The following is an 18,779-nucleotide window of genomic DNA, read 5'->3' as shown; positions in this document are numbered from 1 at the left end:
CAGCATTAAAGAATTGCTTAAATTGCTTCTGTAAGGAGATAATCGTCATCGGCTTCACTATTGATGTAGGTAGTTTGTTTGGCGACGATTATCTGATCATAAATGAAGCCTTTTTTCTATCTAAATAAACAAGTTAGCTCTTAAGATCCTGTCTATGAACTAGGGTTAACTTATCTCTCTGTCACTGAATGGCCATTTTACTGCCCAGTAATCTCTAAAATACTCAATAAGCAGTTACATCTTATTGTTTTACTATTGAAGAGAGGGCTCATGGCTTGTAAACCACTTGCACTAATAATAACTGGACTATTATTAACGCCGAATTTTGCTAGCGCTAGGGACGATATTTCGAAATCTGAAAGCGATCAAGCAGCAGAACAGGCAGCAAAGGAACTTGCAAACCCAAACACAGCTTACGCTAGCCTTAATTTAAAGCTCCAGTATTCAGGTGGTTACGATGGTGGAGGGGACAGTTTCGCTACAGTATTACAGCCGACACTGCCGTTTCCCATGGATAACGGCGACAAAGTGATCTTCCGCCCGGCCATCTCTTATGTACAGAACGATTTCCATGTGGACGCACCAGCAAGCTCGCAACACACGGAGCAGTCAGGCTTTACAGACATCTCATTTGATTTAGCTTATGCGCCTAAAATGGAGGGCGGTACTATTGTCGCGTTCGGTATCTTTGCTTCGTTGCCAACGGGCAGCAGTGACTTAACAGCGGATCAATTTGCTGTCGGACCAGAGTTTATGGTCGGGAAAGCGAGTAGCGAGCGAGTTGTCGGTATGTTCCCAAATCACTTGTATGGTGTTTCTGGAGACGGAGCCGACCATTCTGATACTCGAATCAACAAGACATCGACACAAGTGTTTTGGGTAGAGATATTAGGAGGTGGTTGGACGGTGGGCTCTGCACCAACATTCTCGTACGACTGGAATAAGGATCTGGCGGAAATTCCGTTAAACATCAGTGTTAGTAAAACAACGGTTCTGAATGGACGCCCTTGGAAGTTTGGCATTGAAGCGAACTATTACCTTGAGAAAGACGAAAAAACGCGTCCAGATTTTATGTTGAGCTTTAATATCAGCCCTGTGGTGGAAAATAAACTGACATCTTTGTTCGATTAAGCCGTTATTTGAAATACAGTTTTAGAAACGAAAAAGGCTGAACGATCATCGTTCAGCCTTTGGTGTTATTGGATTAAGCGATTCTATTAACCAGCAGCAACTTGCATGATGAGACCACAGATGTAAGCGCCGTATGTACCGAGAGCATAACCCAATACCGCCATTAGGATACCTACTGGTGCCAATGCTGGGTGGAATGCAGCCGCGACGATAGGTGCCGATGCAGCGCCGCCGACGTTAGCTTGGCTACCTACTGCCATGAAGAACAGTGGTGCACGGATTAGCTTTGCCATCACAATCATGATAATCGCGTGGATGGTTAACCAAGTGATACCGATGAAGAAGTAGCCTGGGTTATCCAAGATAGCTGTGATATCCATCTGCATACCAATAGTGGCAACTAGGATGTAGATGAATGCAGAGCCCACTTTAGATGCGCCACTGTGCTCAAGGCTGCGTGTTGATTTGAAGCATGAAGCAATGAGTGCAAACGTAGTCACCATTACGATTAACCAGAAGAATCCAGAAGTCAGGCTGTATTGCGCCAGTTCAGGAGCATTAGTTGAGATCCATGGTGCGATAATGTCGCTAAAGAAGTGTGCTAAGCCCGTAAGGCCAAACGCAATCGCAGTGATCTTCATTAGATCCGTTGTCGTCGTCGGACGCGCGTTTTCTTCTTGGTACTTAGATACGGTTTCCTTTAGGTCTTCGATAGATGAAGTATCGGCTTTTAACCATGCATCAATCTTCTTCTGACGACCTGCCATGATAAGCAATATTGCCATCCAAATATTGGCACAGATTACGTCCACAGTAATCATCGCAGAGAACAACTGATCGTCAACTTCAAATACTTCTTTCATTGCAGCTTGGTTTGCACCGCCGCCGATCCAAGAACCAGCCACCGTTGTTAGACCACGCCATACATCACCCGATACAAGGCCAGGATTTATTTGGTCGATGATCAAGATAGCCAATGGGCCGCCAATGATAATACCGACAGTACCGGTTAGGAACATGATGACGGCTTTTGAACCTAGTCCAAAGATCTTGCGCAGATCTGCAGAGATGATCAGTAGAACGAGTGCACTCGGAAGTAAGTAACGGCTTGCAACAAAGTACAGTTTAGAATTCGAAGCATCGATTATGCCGAAGCTGTTTAATAAAGAGGGAACAAAGTAACAAAGCAATAGACCCGGAACGAACGAGTAGAATTTTTTCAGTGCGCTATTTTGGCTACTTTCCGTGATAAAAACACCGCCAAGAATAACAGCTAACATGCCCATTATTACAGCATCATTAGTAATCATTATTATATCTCCTTTAAGGTGAGCGCAGAGGTCTCACTTTTTGAATTGCAGGACTATACCGATAACCGCTATTCGTTACAAATTGTAACGATAGACATGTTTTGAAATGTTTATGTTAATTTTAACGGGTTGAATTTGTGAATGCGGCGCAAGGCTTATTTGTGTGGTGAATGGTTGGGTTAGGGCTTGTGCAGCGTATTTAGATATATGCAATGTAATTCAAGCCTTAGAGAGTGGTCGCTAAGAATTGGGTGGGTGCTTGAATGGTAGGAATGAGTGCATATATAGCCATGTTTTTGGTGTGGTTTATGCGGGGTGGGAATGTTTCAATAATGTAAAAATCGAATCCACTTTTGCCATGTGGTCAGAAATTAAAAATTTTAGCTAGATCACACAAATCTCTCGGATTACGAGTTTCAGCACCCGCTACTTATGCTCATTTGACGTTTTGTAGGGGGTAAATGAAAGAAAAAGCGGCTTAAATAGCCGCTTTTGATGGTTGAATTGCATGGTTATCTAGAGCTGAAGTCTAGATGCCGTTTAAGACTCTTCTTCCTCAAAGCCATCTGCATAGCCTTTTGGTGGTGGTGTCCAACCACGTTCAGAGCGAGAGTGTTTGTCTGAACGGTCTTTTTTCATATCTTCTTTCATTGCTTCTTCAAGGTGAATGAAGATTTGTCGGTAGTTGTTGTCGTAGCGTGGGTTCTCTTCCGCTTCAGACCAAGCTTGATAGAGCTTTTCAGACTTACGGCTTTCAACGCGTTGATACGTCGATTTTTGCTGTTCGACGAAGAATGGGTGATGACCCAAAGAGCGCAAGGCTTCTGCACCCATTTCAAGAGCAGAATGGTAGGTCTCTGATTCCACAAAGTCTGCACCTGCTTCTCGTAAGCGATAACTATGACCACGGTCGAATGCGCGGGCTAAGATTTTCACTTTAGGGTAGGTGTGTTTAACGTATTTGACCAATTCAACGCTTGAGTCTTGATTATCGATTGCTACTACTAGCATCGCGGCTTCTTCGATTCCGGCGGTATGCAATAAGTCGTGACGTGTCGCATCACCAAAGTAAGATTTGATATTGATAGAGCGTAGTAAGTCTACTTGGTTCGCTTGGTGATCAAGAACCACCGTATTGACATCGTTCGACACCAACAAGCGGTTAACGATTTGACCGAATCGACCAATGCCCGCAATGATAACGGTACCTTTCTCTTCGATGGTATCTTCTTCGCGGTCGTTAGATTTTTGTTCGTAACGAGGAAGAATCACTTTATCAAATAGAATGAACAGCCCTGGTGTTAGGAACATTGAAAGTGCCACAACCAGCGACAATGTTTGAACGATGTCAGCAGGTAATACGTGGTTTTGAGCTGAGAAGCTTAGTAGTACAAAACCAAACTCACCGGCTTGCGCCAAGCTCAGTGTAAACAGCCAACGGTCACTGTTTTTGATTTTGAAGATCAATGCCAACGTAAATAGCACCAAGGCTTTAAGAAGCATAACGCCAAGAGTGAGGCCAATGATCAAACCAAAGTCGTTGAATAGAACATCAAAGTTGATGCCAGCACCAACGGTAATGAAGAACAAGCCAAGTAGCAGCCCTTTAAACGGGTCAATATTAGACTCAAGCTCGTGGCGGAATTCACTGTTCGCTAAAACCACACCCGCAAGGAAGGTACCCAAAGCCGGTGATAGGCCGACTAGGCTCATCAGTGCAGCAATACCAATCACCAACATCAGTGCGGTTGCAGTAAAGATTTCACGCAGGCCTGAGCTTGCCACGAAGCGGAACAGTGGACGACTCAAGAAGTGTCCGCCGACCACAACAATCGCAATAGATGCTGTGATCACAAGGCCATAAGCCCAACCGGGTAGGCCAGCAACAAGACTTAACTCTTCATGATGATCAGAGGCCGAAGCGACCGCGCTTTGTGCAGCTTCAATTAATTCTGGCAACGCTAATAGAGGAATGAACGCCAACATAGGGATGACGGCAATATCTTGGAACAGTAGGACTGAAAAAGCGTTCTTGCCGCCTTCTGTTTTGGATAGCCCTTTTTCGTTAAAGGTTTGGAGTACAATCGCGGTAGATGACAGTGCGAAGATCAAACCGATAGTCAGCGCAATGGTCCAAGGTTGTCCGAAGAAAAGGGCGATACCCATTACAATCGCGGTAGTGCCACCAACTTGCAGGCCACCCAGCCCCATAAGTCGGTTTCTCATTGCCCAAAGCATCTTAGGCTCAAGTTCAAGGCCGACCAAGAACAGCATCATAACCACGCCGAACTCGGCAAAGTGTTGGATGGTTGTGGTCTCTTCACCCACTAAGCCGATGATTGGGCCAATCACAACACCAGCAATGAGGTAACCTAATACAGAACCAAGACCAAGTCTTTTGGCAATAGGCACGGCAATAACTGCTGCGACTAAGTAGATAAACGCTTGTAGAAAATATCCCGTCATTATTTAACCTCTGCCATTAGTTCTTCTACGTAGTGGTTGAGTTTTTCTGCTTTGCTGGCTTTCTTAATATTGATCTTGCCGGCAACCAACGCCTCTAACAGCACTTTATAGCTATCGACATGCTCTTGAATGCGGTTTTCTTCCAACGCGGTACGCGAGCCAAATAACGCAAAGGGCGCGAGATAGTTCATCCCACACAGAGAAGCAGTTTGTTCGATTGGGTGAAGCAGCTCTCGAATAGTGAAATGGTTGTAACCATCACTTTGGTAGGCATCTTTTTTACCACCTGCAGTAATGCTACATAATAAGTTCTTACCCTGTAGTTCATTGCCATCGGCGCCGTAGGCGAAGCCGTATTCAAGAACAAGGTCTTGCCACTCTTTAAGAATTGCCGGTGTTGAGTACCAATACAAAGGAAACTGAAAAATGATGATGTCATGGTCTAACAGGCGTTTCTGTTCACGGTCGATGTTGATTTTAAATGTCGGATACTCGGCATAGAGATCGACACAGGTAACACCGTCAACGCGTTTGGCTTGTTCAAATAAGGGTTTGTTTGCTTCAGAACGATGTTGAGAAGGGTGGGCGAATAGCACCAAGACTCGATTTTTCGACATATAGCCCTCTTTGTCCATTAACGAATAATATTTATTGGAATTATAGTTATACAATAATAGAAGAATGGTTGAACAACAACGAATTAGCCCATACTTCTTTGTTTAGATACGTGTGCTTTCTGCGTTTAATTATATAAGACACCAGTCATTTTGTGTCTTTCAGGCACAAGTAGCCGATGACTGAGTAAAACTAATTATTCACGAATAGTAAAAGCGAATGTGGGCATTTTATGTCACCGTTGGTGGGTAACGTAAATAATCCAATAACCCTACATAGAACGATAATGAATAAAGGAAAAAACTATGAGCATGGACTTGCGTCAACAATGTGATTTGTTGCTTTCTGGTCATCTAGAACCGACACCAGCACAAACATTCGCTCAGATGGCTGAATGGTGTGAAACACACAATGTGAGCCATGATAGCTACGGTGATGGCGAGTTTATCGAGAGCTTTGAAAACAAGGTCGCAGAGCTGCTTGGTTATGAAGCCGCCGTATTTGTTATTACCGGCACCATGAATCAACCCACAGCATTAGAAATTGCGTGCCAAGAGAAAAGAAACCCGGTAGTAGCGATGCATGAGTCGAGTCATATCATTCGCCATGAACGCCAAGGGTATCAGCTCCAAAATCGTTTCAACGTGCTTCCGGTCGGCAATGTATTTCGCACTTGGAATGTTGATGACTTAAAGGCATGGCCTGATGAGATTGCAGCCGCTCTGTATGAATTACCGATGCGTGAAATTGGCGGCCAATTGCCAGAATGGGATGAGCTTGAAGCGATCAAGCAATACTGCAAAGAACAATCGATTCACCTTCATATGGACGGTGCACGTTTGTGGGAATGTGGCGCGTATTATAAAAAGCCATACAGCGAGATTGCTCAGGGCTTCGATAGTGCTTATGTTTCGCTGTACAAAGGTCTCAATGGGCTGGGTGGTTCGTTATTACTGGGTGATAAAGCCTTTGTCGCGAAAGCATCGGCGTGGATGAAGCGCCAAGGTGGTAATGTTTATCACCGAACGCCTTATGTGGTTTCAGCAGCAATGCAGTTTGATGAGCGATTAGAACTGATGCCTGCTTTATACGAACGCACCAAACAGGTTTATCAAATCCTACAAGATTACCCTCAGTTTACGGTTAACCCGCAGCAACCGCAGGTCAACATGCTTCACCTCTATTTACCTGTGAGCTACGAAGACGGCATTATTGTGAGGGATAACATAGCGAAGAAACACAAGGTTTGGATAGGAAACCCAGCGATCAGCGAACTGCCAAACCAATGTAAGATTGAATGGTATGTAGGGGATAACTTACTGAATCTGCCTGATCATGAGCTGATCGACATTCTTGATTTTATTAACGAAGAGCTGATTTGATTAACTAAGGGTTAATTTGATTGCGGAAGAGTTGAGTTGATTACAGAAGAACGGACTGCAGAAGAGCGGAGCTAATGGAAATGGATACAAGAAATCGGTCCGGTATCCATTTATGCAGCTAGGATGACAGGCTCTGTTACATATACTGGTTGATGTACACATCAACTAAGAACATGAACACTGGAACCGTGCTGAGAAGTCCGAAGAAGACGATTGGCACCCAGTTTTTGATTTTCTTTTTAGGTTGCTCAGTGTTATTCATAAATTCGGCCTTAAATTCGTTGTTGAGTCTGTTTAGCTTTTTGGTACTAAAAATCTAAGTGCATGGTATCAAATAAATGGGTTTAGCCCTAAGTGGATTTAGAGAATCGTGGCGTGAATCAATCACATAAAATGTAAGTGATTCATAAACGGTTCATAAAGGTTCAACAATAATGAACCTATTAGAACAAGCATTGCCTTACTCGGCATATCAAATAAACAGCATTTAAAGATTTGGAGAATACAGAATGAAAACAATAGGAAACATCATTTGGTTTCTGTTCGGTGGCGTATTTATGGGACTAGCTTGGTGGTTCTTCGGACTGCTCGCATTCCTAACCATCGTTGGTATTCCATGGGGTAGAGCGTGTTTCGTTATGGGTAACTTCTCATTCTTCCCATTTGGTCAGGAAGCGATTTCGCGTGACGAGCTAACCAATGAAATGGACATCGGCACGAGCCCGCTAGGTGTGATTGGTAACGTTATTTGGTTCTTATTTGCGGGGATCTGGCTTGCGATTGGTCACATCATGTCAGCTGTGGCGTGTTTCATTACCATCATTGGTATTCCGTTCGCGATTCAACACCTTAAATTAGCGGTTATCTCACTGGCGCCTATCGGTAAGACGGTTGTCGATAAACGTGAAGCAGAAGCGGCGCGAGTAAGAAATTACAAGGGTTAAGATTACACTTTTAGCCTGATTGAACTGAAAAGCACATCGTATGATGTGCTTTTTTTGTGCCTCTGTTCTTATCTCTCGACGCTCATATCCCAAACACTAACTAGGCGTTGTTGAGCTAGACATTATTGAACAGGACTTCAAGCCGCAGGGTGATGTTGGCTTCTTCGGTATGTTTCTCATGGGGTTCTCGTTCCCATTGATAACGAGGGATGAGTTCGTAGAACAGCCACTCTTTCCATACGTTTTGTCGGTAGGTAACCGAAACCTGAGCGTATTCGTAATGATTATGAGGCTCATCCGTTGCATTAATCGTGGCACTGTATTGAAGAGCTTGGTCTTGAGCAAGGTAGTGATACAAGGTTAATCCCGTACCATAATTCCAACCTTTAAGGTCGTCGTTATACCCCGCAAAGCTTGACCATCGAGCCAAGAAGTCATCACTCAAAGAAAGATCAAAGTCGATGTCAGTGATCTCACCAGTCTCCTGTTTTTCCTGATATACCCGCTGGGTAAGCCTGAATACCACATCGGTGGTCAGAGGGTAGGTAAAACGGTAGCGAGCTTCGATACGCGGTCGCAATGTTGCCTTAATATTGAAGCTACTGTAACCCTTGGCATAAGCGTCATAACGCAGGCCTAATGCACTTTCCAATTCATCGGAATCATTCGGAAAAAAATCCAAGAATTCTTCATCGCTGACAGACTCGTAGATCAATTTTAGGCGTTTACTGACAAAAGGAAGATGCAGACGCGCATTGAGCTTGGTTGAGTAGTCGAGCTCCCCACCTTCTGAATAAATAAAATCGTTATACCAACGTACAGATGTGCCAGCTCTGGCATCTTCAGTTATTCGGTCATCTACAAAGAAGCTATCGAACCAGAGTGCAGGTTGGCAAAACTTACTGTTCAGGAAATGGTAAGCCTTTTCGACAGGGACGTCTTCTAACGGCTGACTGTGGCACTCATTTTGTTCCTCTGCCTGAACTGAGTATGAAATGATTGACGCCAATAATGAGGTGCTAGCTATCCTACGACTCAATGGAACCTGTTTGTTATTCTATATATCAATAGTTTGACTATAACCAAGCGATTGCAACAATGCGACTTTTTAGTGATGAGTGATGAGTGATTAGCGAGGAAGATAAAGGTTTGAAAGGGATTGGATAGATAAAAGAAAACGGACTCACAAGGTGAGTCCGTTTGTTTTAGCTATAAGAAGTGATTTGTATCTAGATTACATTGCCGCTTCGAAAATCGCAGAGATTTCTTCGTGGGTCGCTTGTTTAGGATTAGTAAAACCACATGCGTCTTTCAGTGCGTTGTCAGACAGAGTAGGGATATCTTCTAGCTTCGCACCAAGTTGCGCGATACCTGTTGGGATGTTCACGTCATTTGCTAGTTGAACAATTGCTTCGATCGCAGCTTCTGCACCTTGCTCTGGTGACATACCTTCAACGTTAACGCCCATTGCTTTTGCAACATCACGTAGACGCTCAGGACAAACTTGCGCGTTGTAGCGTTGAACGTGTGGTAGCAAGATAGCATTACACACACCGTGTGGAAGATCGTAGAAGCCGCCTAGCTGATGCGCCATCGCATGAACATAACCTAGTGACGCGTTGTTGAACGCCATACCCGCCATGAACTGTGCGTAAGCCATTTGTTCACGTGCTTCAATGTCTTCGCCGTGCGCTACTGCCGTTCTTAGGTGAGCTTGTACAAGTTCAATGGCTTTAATCGCTACAGCGTCTGTAATTGGTGTCGCTGCGATAGAAACGTAAGCTTCGATTGCGTGTGTTAGCGCATCCATACCTGTTGCAGCAGTCAGTGATGCAGGTTTAGCAAGCATTAGTTCAGGATCGTTTACTGAAATAAGCGGTGTTGTGTGCTTATCAACGATAGCCATCTTAATGTGGCGCTCTTCATCAGTGATGATGCAGAAACGTGTCATTTCTGAAGCGGTGCCCGCAGTCGTGTTGATAGCGATAAGAGGCATCATCGGTTTTTCAGATTGATCGACACCTTCGTAATCTGCAATCTTGCCGCCGTTAGAAGCAACCAGAGCGATACCTTTTGCACAGTCGTGTGGAGAACCGCCACCTAGAGAAACAACAAAATCACAATCGTTGTCAGTCAGCAATTCTAGACCATCGTTCACGTTAGTGATGGTTGGGTTTGGTTGAGTGCCGTCGAATACAACTGCGTCTACGCCACGTTGGCTAAGAAGGTCTTGTACCTGCTTAACTACGCCAATTTGATTCAGGATCTTATCAGTAACGATCAGACCTTTTTTGAATCCTTGAGACTGAATGCTATCAGCAGCATCTTTCAAACAGCCAGTACCCATGAAGTTGATTGTAGGGATGTAAAATGCAGTAGACATTGGAAAACTCCGTTAATTATGATTTTTAATTTCCTACATGTTGTCGGCATTCAAGTGGTTGACCATTGATCTGGAACAACTTTGATTCCGAACTACCACTTTGTGGCTAGTCGTTGTGATAGGGCTCATATAGCAATCGTTTTCATGGATTTTGGCTGTGTTCTTTGTCAGTAATGGATAGTGATAAATTGATTCAACTAAGGGCAAAATGGTGCTCTATAACAATGAAAAGTAAGCTTTTTCATTGAAAGCTGATCTAGTTAGGCTTGTGTCGACTTTTTATCTGAGTCATCACTGCATTCAATTTGAGGTTCTTGTGACTCTTCAGAATCAAGCGTGTCTTCTGGCTCCTCGTCATAGTATTTGACAAGAAAAGGGGTGAGCATGACAGATGACGGTAAAAAGTGCTTCATAGTACCTCCCGGTACCTAAGTGTATTTCTTGTATGGTATTGGTTTAATATGTGGCAAAATTTGCGATACATCATGACTTGTGGCTTGTTTTCTATAAATTATTAGATTTATATACAGGCTCACAAAATTGAGGGTAAAGTGATGCTCCGCCCTTTGAGGCAACGATAAAAACAACGACAAAAACAGTGCATGCACTGCTCAACAGCGCGAATAATAGGAAATAAAATGAAGTACGATTGGATATTCTTTGATGCAGATGAAACCTTGTTCCATTTTGATGCTTATCAAGGAATGAAGCTGATGTTTTCTCGCTTTGGTGTGGATTTTAGCGAGCAAGATTATTCTGCTTATCAAAAGGTTAACTTACCACTTTGGGTCGATTACCAAGATGGTCGCATTACCGCAGACCAACTGAAACATACGCGCTTCGAAAGTTGGGCTGAAAAGCTTGAAACAACAACCGCTGCTTTAAATAGTGCATTTTTAACGGCGATGGCAGATATCTGTTCTTTGTTACCGGGTGCACAAGAGTTGATGGAGTCTTTAAAAGGCAAAGTGAACATGGGCATCATTACTAACGGTTTTACAGAGCTTCAGTCTATCCGTTTAGAGCGTACCGGAATGACGGATTACTTTGAGCACGTGATTATTTCTGAAGAGGTTGGGGTAGCCAAACCGGATGCCGAGATTTTTGAATATGCGCATAAGCTGGTTGGATTGCCATCGAAACAAAGAATATTGATGGTCGGGGATAACCCACATTCCGATATTCTAGGTGGACTCGATTTTGGCATCGAAACGTGTTGGTTAAACAGCCAAGAAAAGGCAGCGCCAGCGGGTATCAATCCTCACTACCAAGTGAAGTCTTTGGCTGACTTGCAAGCTCTACTGCTGGCTTAGTGAATAGTTAACAACTGACCGCCACTAGCGAATACACAATCATAATCGGTTGATTTCTTTAATCGACCAATGCTTTGTAAACAAAGTGTTGATGGCCGAGTACGAAAATGTACTCGGCCAATTATTTTGAACTTGGTTTTACCATAGAGTGACCATCAAAACAGATAAAGGAAAAAGTGTGCTGAAATCTCATCGTTATAGCTGCTACGGTATTATCGCCATTTTACTATGGAGCTGCTTGATTGCTCTGTCTCGTAGCGTCTCAGAACAGCTAGGTCCAATTGGTGGTGCGGCCAGTCTTTATACGGTGAGTTCGCTGTTGTTGGTCTGTGTTATGGGGCTACCTAAGTTTTCACGCTTTTCTAAGTCTTACTTGCTGATTGGCGGCGCCTTGTTCGTTTGTTATGAGATCTTCTTGGCTTTGGCGTTGGGAATGGCAAACAATAGACATCAAGCCTTGGAAATGGCTGTCATCAACTACTTATGGCCAGCACTGACGGTGTTATTTGCGGTGCTGCTGAGCGACAAGAAAATTAACTGGTTGGTTTACCCAAGCATCTTCTTGGCCTTCTTTGGCGTCGCTTGGAGCATCAGCGGCGATCAGGGGCTTTCTGTTGAACAAATCGCTGCCAATGTTGCTACTAACCCAAAAACTTATTCAATGGCGTTTTTCGGCGCGATTATTTGGGCGGTTTACTGTAATTACACTCAGAAAGTGGCGAAAGGGCAGAATGCGATTGTGTTGTTCTTTATCGCAACGGCAATCACCTTGTGGATCAAATACGCATTGAGTAACGAAACCGGCATGGTGATGACAACCAGTGCTGCGATTGACTTAGTGTTGGCAGGCGTGTGTATGGGCGCAGGTTACGCGCTTTGGAATACAGCGATACTTGGCGGCAATATGGTCTTCTTGGCGACCATGTCGTATTTCACGCCTATTTTTGCGACCTTACTGTCTTCTATTATTTTGGGTTTGTCATTGAGCATGACGTTTTGGCAGGGCGTTTGTATGGTAACGATTGGCTCTTTAGCTTGCTGGTGGGTAACCAGAGACAAAAAGCCGACGGTTACGGCGTCGGCTTCTAAAAAGGTTCAATCAGAGTCTTAGTCAGCGAGAGATTGATTGGTTAGCTCTTGGTTCTTAACTCTCGACTCTTAACTCGCGATATTGAGATTCAATTGAAGCTCATAAGGCATCTTCGATAAGCGTCGCTTAAGTTGGCGGCGCGTACGTTCAATATCATCGACCGCAATCGCTTGTTGGTCGTTGGTATGAATATCAACATTGATTCGTAATTCTGGACCAACCTTAGTCACACCCATCAGCTCCAAATCTTGCTCCGCTTCTTTGTCTACCGCGACAACGTTCTTATCTACCGCATCACAAATATCTTTGTTTGCCGACATCATAAGCAGTTCGCGCATGGCTTCACGTAACATGTCGAAAGGAACTTTGATGAAGTAGAAAGACATTAGCAACATCATCATTGGGTCGGCATACACTGCGTATTCTGCAAGCGGAGAAAAAGTAATTAACCAAGCCGCTACGAAACCCGCTGTTACCGCTACACTCAGTAGCGTATCCATCTGCCACTGCTTAGATTCAGCCTGAATCAGACCTGAAGAAATACGTTTGCTCTTATTCGCGATGTACCACCAAGCGTAACCACAACCCAACACGTTGAAAATACCAAACAGAGTTGCAATAGAAGCATCAACTTCACGACCACCCGTCATTAGGGCACCAATCGCAGAGTAAAGTGAATAACCAACCACAAGCAGAATCACAACGGCTTTAATCGCAATCACAATCGGCTCGATGATAGCTCGACCGAACGGGAACTCTCTATCTGAAGGGCGGTTAATGTATTTTGAAGCAGCTAGTGACAATAAAGTTAACAGTAAGCTGATAAGAGAATAGACACCGTCAAATACTATGACCAGAGAGCCAACGAGAAGACCCAACACCAATCCGCCAATTGCGAAGCCTGATGCTAAAAGGGCTGAGAACAATAGTACTCGATTTTCGTTTTGGCTTTTCCTGTCACACATAATATTTTCCAGATGTTTTTGATAACTTCATTGTTCTAATAATGAGCTAACTTTACAAACTTTATCTGATGATGTTTATATGTCTTATTTAATTCGAACATATAAATCAATAAAATTCAGTGACTTAAGATCAGGGTGTGGTGTCAATAAAGTTGACGTTGAGTGTTTTTTGGTGATGGTGTGCAACTGAAATAGGATCGTTTATGATTAATAAAACACATTAGTCGCTAAGGTCTTATTGGTCTTCTAGATTTGACTGCGACTGCGATGGACAAGGAGTGAATCAATATGAAGTTTGACGATATCAGTGATAACGAGTTGTGGGTGATTGCTAACCCGATTATGGATAATCTGATGGACGGTTCAACCAAGGTCGATCATGAACAGCACTGTCGAGACTTTACTCAAAGGATGAAAGACATTGTTACGCCGGAATATTTAGAAAAGGTGTGTCACCATTATCAGCACAGTAATGGCTTTTTTGCTGAGCGAGAGCAAGTCGCGCTGTTTAGACGTTCAGACTCCATCGCTTTTGTGTGGAAACAAGCTTACACCATCGCCAAAGGCGAGTTTGTCGCCGAAATGGTATTGGTTGAAGAAGACGGACGCTACTTAGTGGATCACGTGATGGTTTTCTAGAGCAAGACTTAAGTATGGAGTAAAAGTCGTCCGTCTAGAAATCAAACAAATAATCACTAAGCTGGTCGGCCAACCAATTCATTCCTGGGTGCTCTGCCATGCCAGCCGCGGTAAACATACAGTAGTCTTCTTGTGTTAAACCGTAGGTGTGTTTGATCACGGCAAGCTCTTGTTCACGCAGTAAATGGCGAATCAATGGCTCAGGCATTACGCCCCATGCTTCTTCACGTAGAATCGTATCCAACATAAAGTCGAAGCTAGAGAAGCCAATGTAACGACGCGAGAAGGGCTCAAGCTCAGGATTATCCTTTTCATTAAGATAAACCATGGTTGCTTGCATCGAATTTCTCAGTACTTCATCAGACACTCGTCGCATCGCACTCAAATCATGTCCTTTCTTACATACAGACATCATTCGAATCTTACCAAGCGGGTTGTAGATAATTCTTGGGTCATCGACGCGTTCGTAATCGACACCAAATGCGAAGTCGACTTGCTGAGTTTCAACTAGGTTAGCTAAGTCACCGCTCGATGCGAGAACGAAGTTGAATGAGGTAGAAGGGTACTTGTTATTTAAGGCGTGAGATAAGTCCTGCCACATTTCATCGGGTAGGGAGTCATCTCGTGCTATCCAAATTTCTGCGTTGAATTCGCCCGAAACATGCAAGCAGGTTTGTTTAATACGCGCGGCTGTCACCAACATGCCTTCGCAATCTTTGTAAATCGCTTTACCCGCTTCTGAAAGCTCAACGTGGTTTCCGCTGCGGACGAACAGCTCGACATCTAACTCTTTTTCCAAGGCTTTAATCGACATGCTGAGTTTGGTTCGGTTGCATTCTAACTGGCGTGCAGCTTCAGAAACTGATCCTAAATCAGCAACGGAACAAAAGGCTTGGACTTGAGAAAGGTTCATTTCATTTCCATATTGAGCGGGGGTCGGTGCATATTATCTGAATATTGTGCTGACTATCTTAGAAATAGTCCATCTTTGCATGATAACTCTATGACGAATTGACTAATTTGGTTTACTCTGGGGAAGTTCCGAACCTACAAGAAGTAAAGATGGAGGCCATGATGGCGAAACAATGGGACGAATACGCCGTTGATTGGGATAAAGATCCCGCAACTGCAGTATTCGCACAATCCGTATTTGACCAGTTAACACAGCTCGTTGATTTAAACGGAACCCGTGTCCTTGATTTTGGTTGTGGTACAGGACTACTCAGCCAGAAAATATCTCCTTTAGCAAAAGAGATCATCGCACTTGATATCTCTGAAGGGATGATTGAAGAGTTAGATAAGAAAGAGTTACCTAACGTTGAACCGGTAGTTGATATTTTATCGCGCGGACTTGCAGCGCAGCATCCAGCATTCAGAAACCAGTTTGACCTAGTGGTAGCCTCTTCGGTGTGTGGTTTTATCCCGAACCTACAAGACACAGTCAGTCTGATTTACACGCTGCTTGAAAACGACGGTACGTTTGTACACTGGGATTGGTACTTGGAAAGCGACAGTGAAGACTACGGTGTAAGCCAACAGCGCTCAGAAAATGTATTGAGTGCAGCGGGCTTTGCAGTCGTTGAAGTCTCTACACCGTTCTCGATTGACACTCCACAAGGAGAGTTAAAGGTATTAATGGGTGTTGGACGTAAACAAGCGCTTCCAGATCTGTAATCGTGTGTATGCCTTGAGCTAGCATTCAGAATGCTCATTTAAACTACTAAACCCACATTAACGACTCTAACGTCAGTTATGTGGGTTTTCTCTTTTTGGCGCTATCGTTTTAAACAGAACGAATTAGCGCTTTCTCATTTCTTCACTACTAACTCTGGTTTCTCTATTTCTCTGTTTCTCTGTTTCTCATCTCGCTCATAGAAAACTCAACACCGCTAATTTACAAATTATTTATTTCCATTTTGGAAATGTAGTCTTGCATACATTTCATTAGTGGAAATATAACGGTGAGATATAAAATAAGCCCATAATAACATTAAGGGTTTAATCATGAGCCACCAATCTGCGTCATCTACTTCTTCACCACTTTCAGAGCAACAACAACGCTTTAGCAATATCATTTCAGATGCCAACCTGTCAGCAAAACAGAAGTCGAGCTATCTTGCCTTAGAAGCTGAAGCCAGCCTGCCGTATATGCCGGTAAGCAAAGAAGTAGAGCAAGCCTTACAACAAGGTGTGCTGTGTGACATGTTTGAAGGACACGCCCCATTTAAGCCGCGCTATGTACTTCCAGATTATTCTAAATACTTACATCAAGGCTCAGAGTATTTAGAGCTTAGCGCGGCAACCAACTTCGATGAAGCATTGAACATGCTTACCATCCTTTACCACCATGTTCCTTCTGTGACTTCAATTCCGGTTTACCTAGGTCAGTTGGATGATGTGTTGATGCCTTTCGTGGGCGACTTAACAGAAGAGCAGGTATACCAAAAGATTAAGCTGTTCTGGATCATGTTGGATCGCACACTGCCAGACGCCTTTATGCATGTGAATATCGGCCCAACAGACAACATTATCTGCCGTACGATTTTACGTGTAGACGCTGAATTGAAGCAGATCGCGCCAAACTTAACCTTTATGTACGACCCAGCCGTGACACCTGATGATCTACTTCGTCATGCGGCGAGCAACATCTGTGAATGCAGTAAACCACATATTGCAAACTATCCAGCGCATGCCGAGGCTTACGGCGATAAGCGTTTTGGTATTGTGAGCTGCTACAACTCTCTGCCGTTAGCGGGTGGTTCAAACACCTTGGTGCGTATGAACCTTAAGCAAGTGGCGTTGAAGTCTGAGGACAGTGCTGATTTCTTACAACAAGTATTGCCGAACTACAGTGGCATCATGGTTGAGTTGATGAACGCTCGAAGCCGCTTCTTGCATGAAGAGTCTAACTTCTTCGAAGGCTTCTTAACCAAAGAAGGTTTGATCGAAGAGGATCGCTTTGCGCCAATGTTTGGTATTTACGGCATGGCGGAAGCAGTCAACATCTTGTTGGAGAAAGAAGGTCAAGCAGGGCGTTATGGTCACGATGAACTGGCGAATCAGCTTGGTCATCGTATCTCTGAAAAGCTGGCTGAGATCGTTGAACGCTCTGAAGTGAAGTATGGGTTAGAAGGTAAAGCTCTGCTGCATGCTCAAGGCGGTATTAGCCTAGATGAAGATGTGACCCCGGGTGTCCGTATTCCTTATGGAACCGAACCGGATCCAGTCTCTTATGTTCGTGCAACTGCGGGTCACCATAAGTTCTACACGTCGGGCATCAGTGACATTCTGACCATCGACGAAACAGTGAAATCTAACCCTGAAGCGATGTTCAATTTGTGTAAAGGTGCGATTCAAGCGGGTTACCGTGAGTTTACGGCTAACGTGGCATCAAACGATTTGGTTCGCGTGACGGGTTACATGATTAAGCTGTCTGACATTGCCAAATATGACGAGCAAGGCTCACGCACCAATACCACCTTTTTAGGTGCCGAAGCTGCGAAGAACACGGGCATATTAGAGCGTAAACCACGCGTGGCGAGTTTAGAGATGTCGCCGACATACGAATAGCTTTAACGTGCGTGCGTTATGTGTATGGTGCGTTTCGAATACGAACAATGTGAATTATGAAAATTTCTGATCTAACAACTCAAATGGCTAGGGTTAAAAATAATAAGACAGAAAAACAAGCGAAGGTCAGCCGTGTGCTGACCTTTTCTTGTGTTGATGGACCGGGAAATCGCCTAGTGCTGTTTCTACAAGGGTGCAATTTCGATTGTATAACCTGCCATAACCCACACACTATTAATCACTGTAACCATTGCGGAGATTGTGTGAGTGGCTGTCCAAGCCGTGCTTTAAGCATGGTTGATGGCAAAGTGAAGTGGGACCCAGCAGCTTGCACCAACTGCGATAAGTGCATTGATATCTGCGACCATAAGTCGAGCCCGAAAATTACCACAATGACGGTCTCAGAGGTTCTGGAGCTTGTCAGGCATAATCAGTTTTTCTTGAGTGGCATTACCGTTTCTGGCGGTGAAGCGACCATGCAGTTGCCGTTTATCATAGAGCTGTTTCAAGCGATTAAACGTGATCCACAGCTAGCGCATCTCACATGTTTTATTGATAGCAATGGCTCGCTGTCAAAACAAGGCTGGGACAAGGTGTTGCCTTTTCTTGATGGAGCGATGATTGATCTTAAATCTTGGCAATCAGAAACCCATAACTGGCTAGTGGGAAGAGGGAATCATCGTGTGTTTGAAACCATCAATTATCTAGCGGAACAAGGTAAGTTACACGAAGTTAGGCTTTTGCATATTCCGGGTAAGAGTGACCTTGAGGATGAGATAGAGCAAGTTGGGTATTACTTGAAAGGATTGCCAACTGATGTTCGGATTCGACTCAATGCTTTTCAACATCACGGCGTGACTGGCGAAGCGTTGGAGTGGCCTAAGTGTACAAAACAACAGATGCAAAGCTTCCACGACCAGCTCTACACGATTGTTCAAAGGCCGATGCAAACGCCAGAGGTGTACACTTAA

18 protein-coding genes are annotated in these 18,779 nt (G+C 44.1%); 9 read left to right on the top strand and 9 right to left on the bottom strand.

Translation table 11 applies throughout. The annotated features are described in order from the left end of the window. The first annotated feature begins 270 nt into the window (after positions 1-270). A complete protein-coding gene (locus AB4558_RS19145; protein ID WP_372123127.1) occupies positions 271-1,131 on the top strand; it encodes a hypothetical protein in 861 nt (286 codons plus the stop codon). A gap of 86 nt (positions 1,132-1,217) precedes the next feature. On the opposite strand, the gene AB4558_RS19140 is transcribed toward AB4558_RS19145, so the two are convergent. The 3 genes from AB4558_RS19140 to AB4558_RS19130 all read right to left on the bottom strand — a co-directional run bounded on the left by AB4558_RS19140 (position 1,218) and on the right by AB4558_RS19130 (position 5,524). After that, positions 1,218-2,441: a DUF819 domain-containing protein gene (locus tag AB4558_RS19140; RefSeq protein WP_017071142.1), complete on the bottom strand. Its 1,224-nt coding sequence runs from the start codon at positions 2,439-2,441 to the stop codon at positions 1,218-1,220. A 540-nt stretch (positions 2,442-2,981) separates the two neighbouring features. Next, positions 2,982-4,907 carry a monovalent cation:proton antiporter-2 (CPA2) family protein gene (locus tag AB4558_RS19135; RefSeq protein WP_048608770.1) on the bottom strand — a complete coding sequence of 642 codons (1,926 nt, stop codon included), beginning with the start codon at positions 4,905-4,907 and terminating at the stop codon, positions 2,982-2,984. Beyond that, positions 4,907-5,524 carry an NAD(P)H-dependent oxidoreductase gene (locus AB4558_RS19130; RefSeq protein ID WP_046223961.1) on the bottom strand — a complete coding sequence of 206 codons (618 nt, stop codon included), beginning with the start codon at positions 5,522-5,524 and terminating at the stop codon, positions 4,907-4,909. The genes AB4558_RS19135 and AB4558_RS19130 overlap by 1 nt, the downstream gene beginning before the upstream one ends. 303 nt (positions 5,525-5,827) lie before the next feature. Between AB4558_RS19130 and AB4558_RS19125 the strand changes: the two genes are divergently transcribed. Continuing rightward, on the top strand, positions 5,828-6,904 hold the full coding sequence (locus tag AB4558_RS19125) for a low specificity L-threonine aldolase (RefSeq protein WP_372123129.1): 1,077 nt from the start codon (positions 5,828-5,830) through the stop codon (positions 6,902-6,904). 136 nt (positions 6,905-7,040) lie between these two features. Here AB4558_RS19125 and AB4558_RS19120 read toward each other — a convergent pair whose 3' ends face one another. Further along, on the bottom strand, positions 7,041-7,166 hold the full coding sequence (locus tag AB4558_RS19120; protein ID WP_017075772.1) for a hypothetical protein: 126 nt from the start codon (positions 7,164-7,166) through the stop codon (positions 7,041-7,043). A gap of 247 nt (positions 7,167-7,413) precedes the next feature. Between AB4558_RS19120 and AB4558_RS19115 the strand changes: the two genes are divergently transcribed. After that, positions 7,414-7,848, top strand: a complete 435-nt coding sequence (locus AB4558_RS19115) for a YccF domain-containing protein (RefSeq protein ID WP_004730224.1) — start codon at positions 7,414-7,416, stop codon at positions 7,846-7,848. A 115-nt stretch (positions 7,849-7,963) separates the two neighbouring features. On the opposite strand, the gene AB4558_RS19110 is transcribed toward AB4558_RS19115, so the two are convergent. The 3 genes from AB4558_RS19110 to AB4558_RS19100 all read right to left on the bottom strand — a co-directional run bounded on the left by AB4558_RS19110 (position 7,964) and on the right by AB4558_RS19100 (position 10,644). Then, positions 7,964-8,887 (bottom strand): hypothetical protein, encoded by a 924-nt coding sequence (locus tag AB4558_RS19110; RefSeq protein WP_372159008.1) that lies wholly within the window; start codon positions 8,885-8,887, stop codon positions 7,964-7,966. Positions 8,888-9,082: 195 nt separating this feature from the next. Beyond that, positions 9,083-10,231: an L-threonine dehydrogenase gene (yiaY, locus tag AB4558_RS19105; protein WP_017069430.1), complete on the bottom strand. Its 1,149-nt coding sequence runs from the start codon at positions 10,229-10,231 to the stop codon at positions 9,083-9,085. Between the two features lie 260 nt (positions 10,232-10,491). Then, positions 10,492-10,644 (bottom strand): hypothetical protein, encoded by a 153-nt coding sequence (locus AB4558_RS19100; RefSeq protein WP_004730229.1) that lies wholly within the window; start codon positions 10,642-10,644, stop codon positions 10,492-10,494. A gap of 225 nt (positions 10,645-10,869) precedes the next feature. Here AB4558_RS19100 and yjjG point away from each other — a divergent pair, with 225 nt between their 5' ends. Both yjjG and yddG read left to right on the top strand, forming a co-directional pair. Beyond that, positions 10,870-11,544: a pyrimidine 5'-nucleotidase gene (gene yjjG / locus AB4558_RS19095; protein WP_372159007.1), complete on the top strand. Its 675-nt coding sequence runs from the start codon at positions 10,870-10,872 to the stop codon at positions 11,542-11,544. Between the two features lie 178 nt (positions 11,545-11,722). Continuing rightward, a complete protein-coding gene (gene yddG, locus AB4558_RS19090; RefSeq protein WP_102420150.1) occupies positions 11,723-12,655 on the top strand; it encodes an aromatic amino acid DMT transporter YddG in 933 nt (310 codons plus the stop codon). Between the two features lie 47 nt (positions 12,656-12,702). Here the strand turns inward: yddG and AB4558_RS19085 are convergent, their stop codons facing one another. After that, positions 12,703-13,599 (bottom strand): cation diffusion facilitator family transporter, encoded by an 897-nt coding sequence (locus AB4558_RS19085; RefSeq protein ID WP_017060900.1) that lies wholly within the window; start codon positions 13,597-13,599, stop codon positions 12,703-12,705. A gap of 288 nt (positions 13,600-13,887) precedes the next feature. On the opposite strand from AB4558_RS19085, the gene AB4558_RS19080 reads away from it, so the two are divergent. Beyond that, the gene (locus AB4558_RS19080) at positions 13,888-14,238 is read left to right on the top strand and encodes a hypothetical protein (protein WP_052880051.1); all 351 of its coding nucleotides are present in this window, start codon (positions 13,888-13,890) and stop codon (positions 14,236-14,238) included. Positions 14,239-14,272: 34 nt separating this feature from the next. Here the strand turns inward: AB4558_RS19080 and AB4558_RS19075 are convergent, their stop codons facing one another. Next, positions 14,273-15,151, bottom strand: a complete 879-nt coding sequence (locus AB4558_RS19075) for a LysR family transcriptional regulator (protein ID WP_016797108.1) — start codon at positions 15,149-15,151, stop codon at positions 14,273-14,275. Between the two features lie 161 nt (positions 15,152-15,312). On the opposite strand from AB4558_RS19075, the gene AB4558_RS19070 reads away from it, so the two are divergent. The 3 genes from AB4558_RS19070 (at position 15,313) to AB4558_RS19060 (ending at position 18,779) form a co-directional block, all read left to right on the top strand. Beyond that, positions 15,313-15,912 carry a class I SAM-dependent methyltransferase gene (locus AB4558_RS19070; RefSeq protein ID WP_017064785.1) on the top strand — a complete coding sequence of 200 codons (600 nt, stop codon included), beginning with the start codon at positions 15,313-15,315 and terminating at the stop codon, positions 15,910-15,912. A 330-nt stretch (positions 15,913-16,242) separates the two neighbouring features. After that, a complete protein-coding gene (locus AB4558_RS19065) occupies positions 16,243-17,808 on the top strand; it encodes a YjjI family glycine radical enzyme (RefSeq protein WP_372159006.1) in 1,566 nt (521 codons plus the stop codon). A 56-nt stretch (positions 17,809-17,864) separates the two neighbouring features. Further along, on the top strand, positions 17,865-18,779 hold the full coding sequence (locus AB4558_RS19060) for a YjjW family glycine radical enzyme activase (RefSeq protein WP_372159005.1): 915 nt from the start codon (positions 17,865-17,867) through the stop codon (positions 18,777-18,779).

Source organism: Vibrio sp. 10N.222.51.C5, assembly GCF_041474575.1.
Taxonomy (GTDB): Bacteria; Pseudomonadota; Gammaproteobacteria; order Enterobacterales; family Vibrionaceae; genus Vibrio; species Vibrio crassostreae_C.
This window is presented reverse-complemented; position numbering and strand designations above follow the sequence as displayed.

Excerpts from the sequence above, each read along its gene's own strand:
- AB4558_RS19140 (WP_017071142.1), bottom strand. The coding sequence starts at position 2,441 with ATGATTACTAATGATGCTGTAATAATGGGCATGTTAGCTGTTATTCTT.
- AB4558_RS19145 (WP_372123127.1), top strand. The coding sequence starts at position 271 with ATGGCTTGTAAACCACTTGCACTAATAATAACTGGACTATTATTAACG.
- AB4558_RS19085 (WP_017060900.1), bottom strand. The coding sequence starts at position 13,599 with ATGTGTGACAGGAAAAGCCAAAACGAAAATCGAGTACTATTGTTCTCA.
- AB4558_RS19060 (WP_372159005.1), top strand. The coding sequence starts at position 17,865 with ATGAAAATTTCTGATCTAACAACTCAAATGGCTAGGGTTAAAAATAAT.
- AB4558_RS19070 (WP_017064785.1), top strand. The coding sequence starts at position 15,313 with ATGGCGAAACAATGGGACGAATACGCCGTTGATTGGGATAAAGATCCC.
- AB4558_RS19065 (WP_372159006.1), top strand. The coding sequence starts at position 16,243 with ATGAGCCACCAATCTGCGTCATCTACTTCTTCACCACTTTCAGAGCAA.
- yjjG (WP_372159007.1), top strand. The coding sequence starts at position 10,870 with ATGAAGTACGATTGGATATTCTTTGATGCAGATGAAACCTTGTTCCAT.
- yiaY (WP_017069430.1), bottom strand. The coding sequence starts at position 10,231 with ATGTCTACTGCATTTTACATCCCTACAATCAACTTCATGGGTACTGGC.
- AB4558_RS19115 (WP_004730224.1), top strand. The coding sequence starts at position 7,414 with ATGAAAACAATAGGAAACATCATTTGGTTTCTGTTCGGTGGCGTATTT.
- AB4558_RS19100 (WP_004730229.1), bottom strand. The coding sequence starts at position 10,644 with ATGAAGCACTTTTTACCGTCATCTGTCATGCTCACCCCTTTTCTTGTC.
- AB4558_RS19130 (WP_046223961.1), bottom strand. The coding sequence starts at position 5,524 with ATGTCGAAAAATCGAGTCTTGGTGCTATTCGCCCACCCTTCTCAACAT.
- AB4558_RS19120 (WP_017075772.1), bottom strand. The coding sequence starts at position 7,166 with ATGAATAACACTGAGCAACCTAAAAAGAAAATCAAAAACTGGGTGCCA.
- AB4558_RS19080 (WP_052880051.1), top strand. The coding sequence starts at position 13,888 with ATGAAGTTTGACGATATCAGTGATAACGAGTTGTGGGTGATTGCTAAC.
- AB4558_RS19135 (WP_048608770.1), bottom strand. The coding sequence starts at position 4,907 with ATGACGGGATATTTTCTACAAGCGTTTATCTACTTAGTCGCAGCAGTT.
- AB4558_RS19125 (WP_372123129.1), top strand. The coding sequence starts at position 5,828 with ATGAGCATGGACTTGCGTCAACAATGTGATTTGTTGCTTTCTGGTCAT.
- AB4558_RS19075 (WP_016797108.1), bottom strand. The coding sequence starts at position 15,151 with ATGAACCTTTCTCAAGTCCAAGCCTTTTGTTCCGTTGCTGATTTAGGA.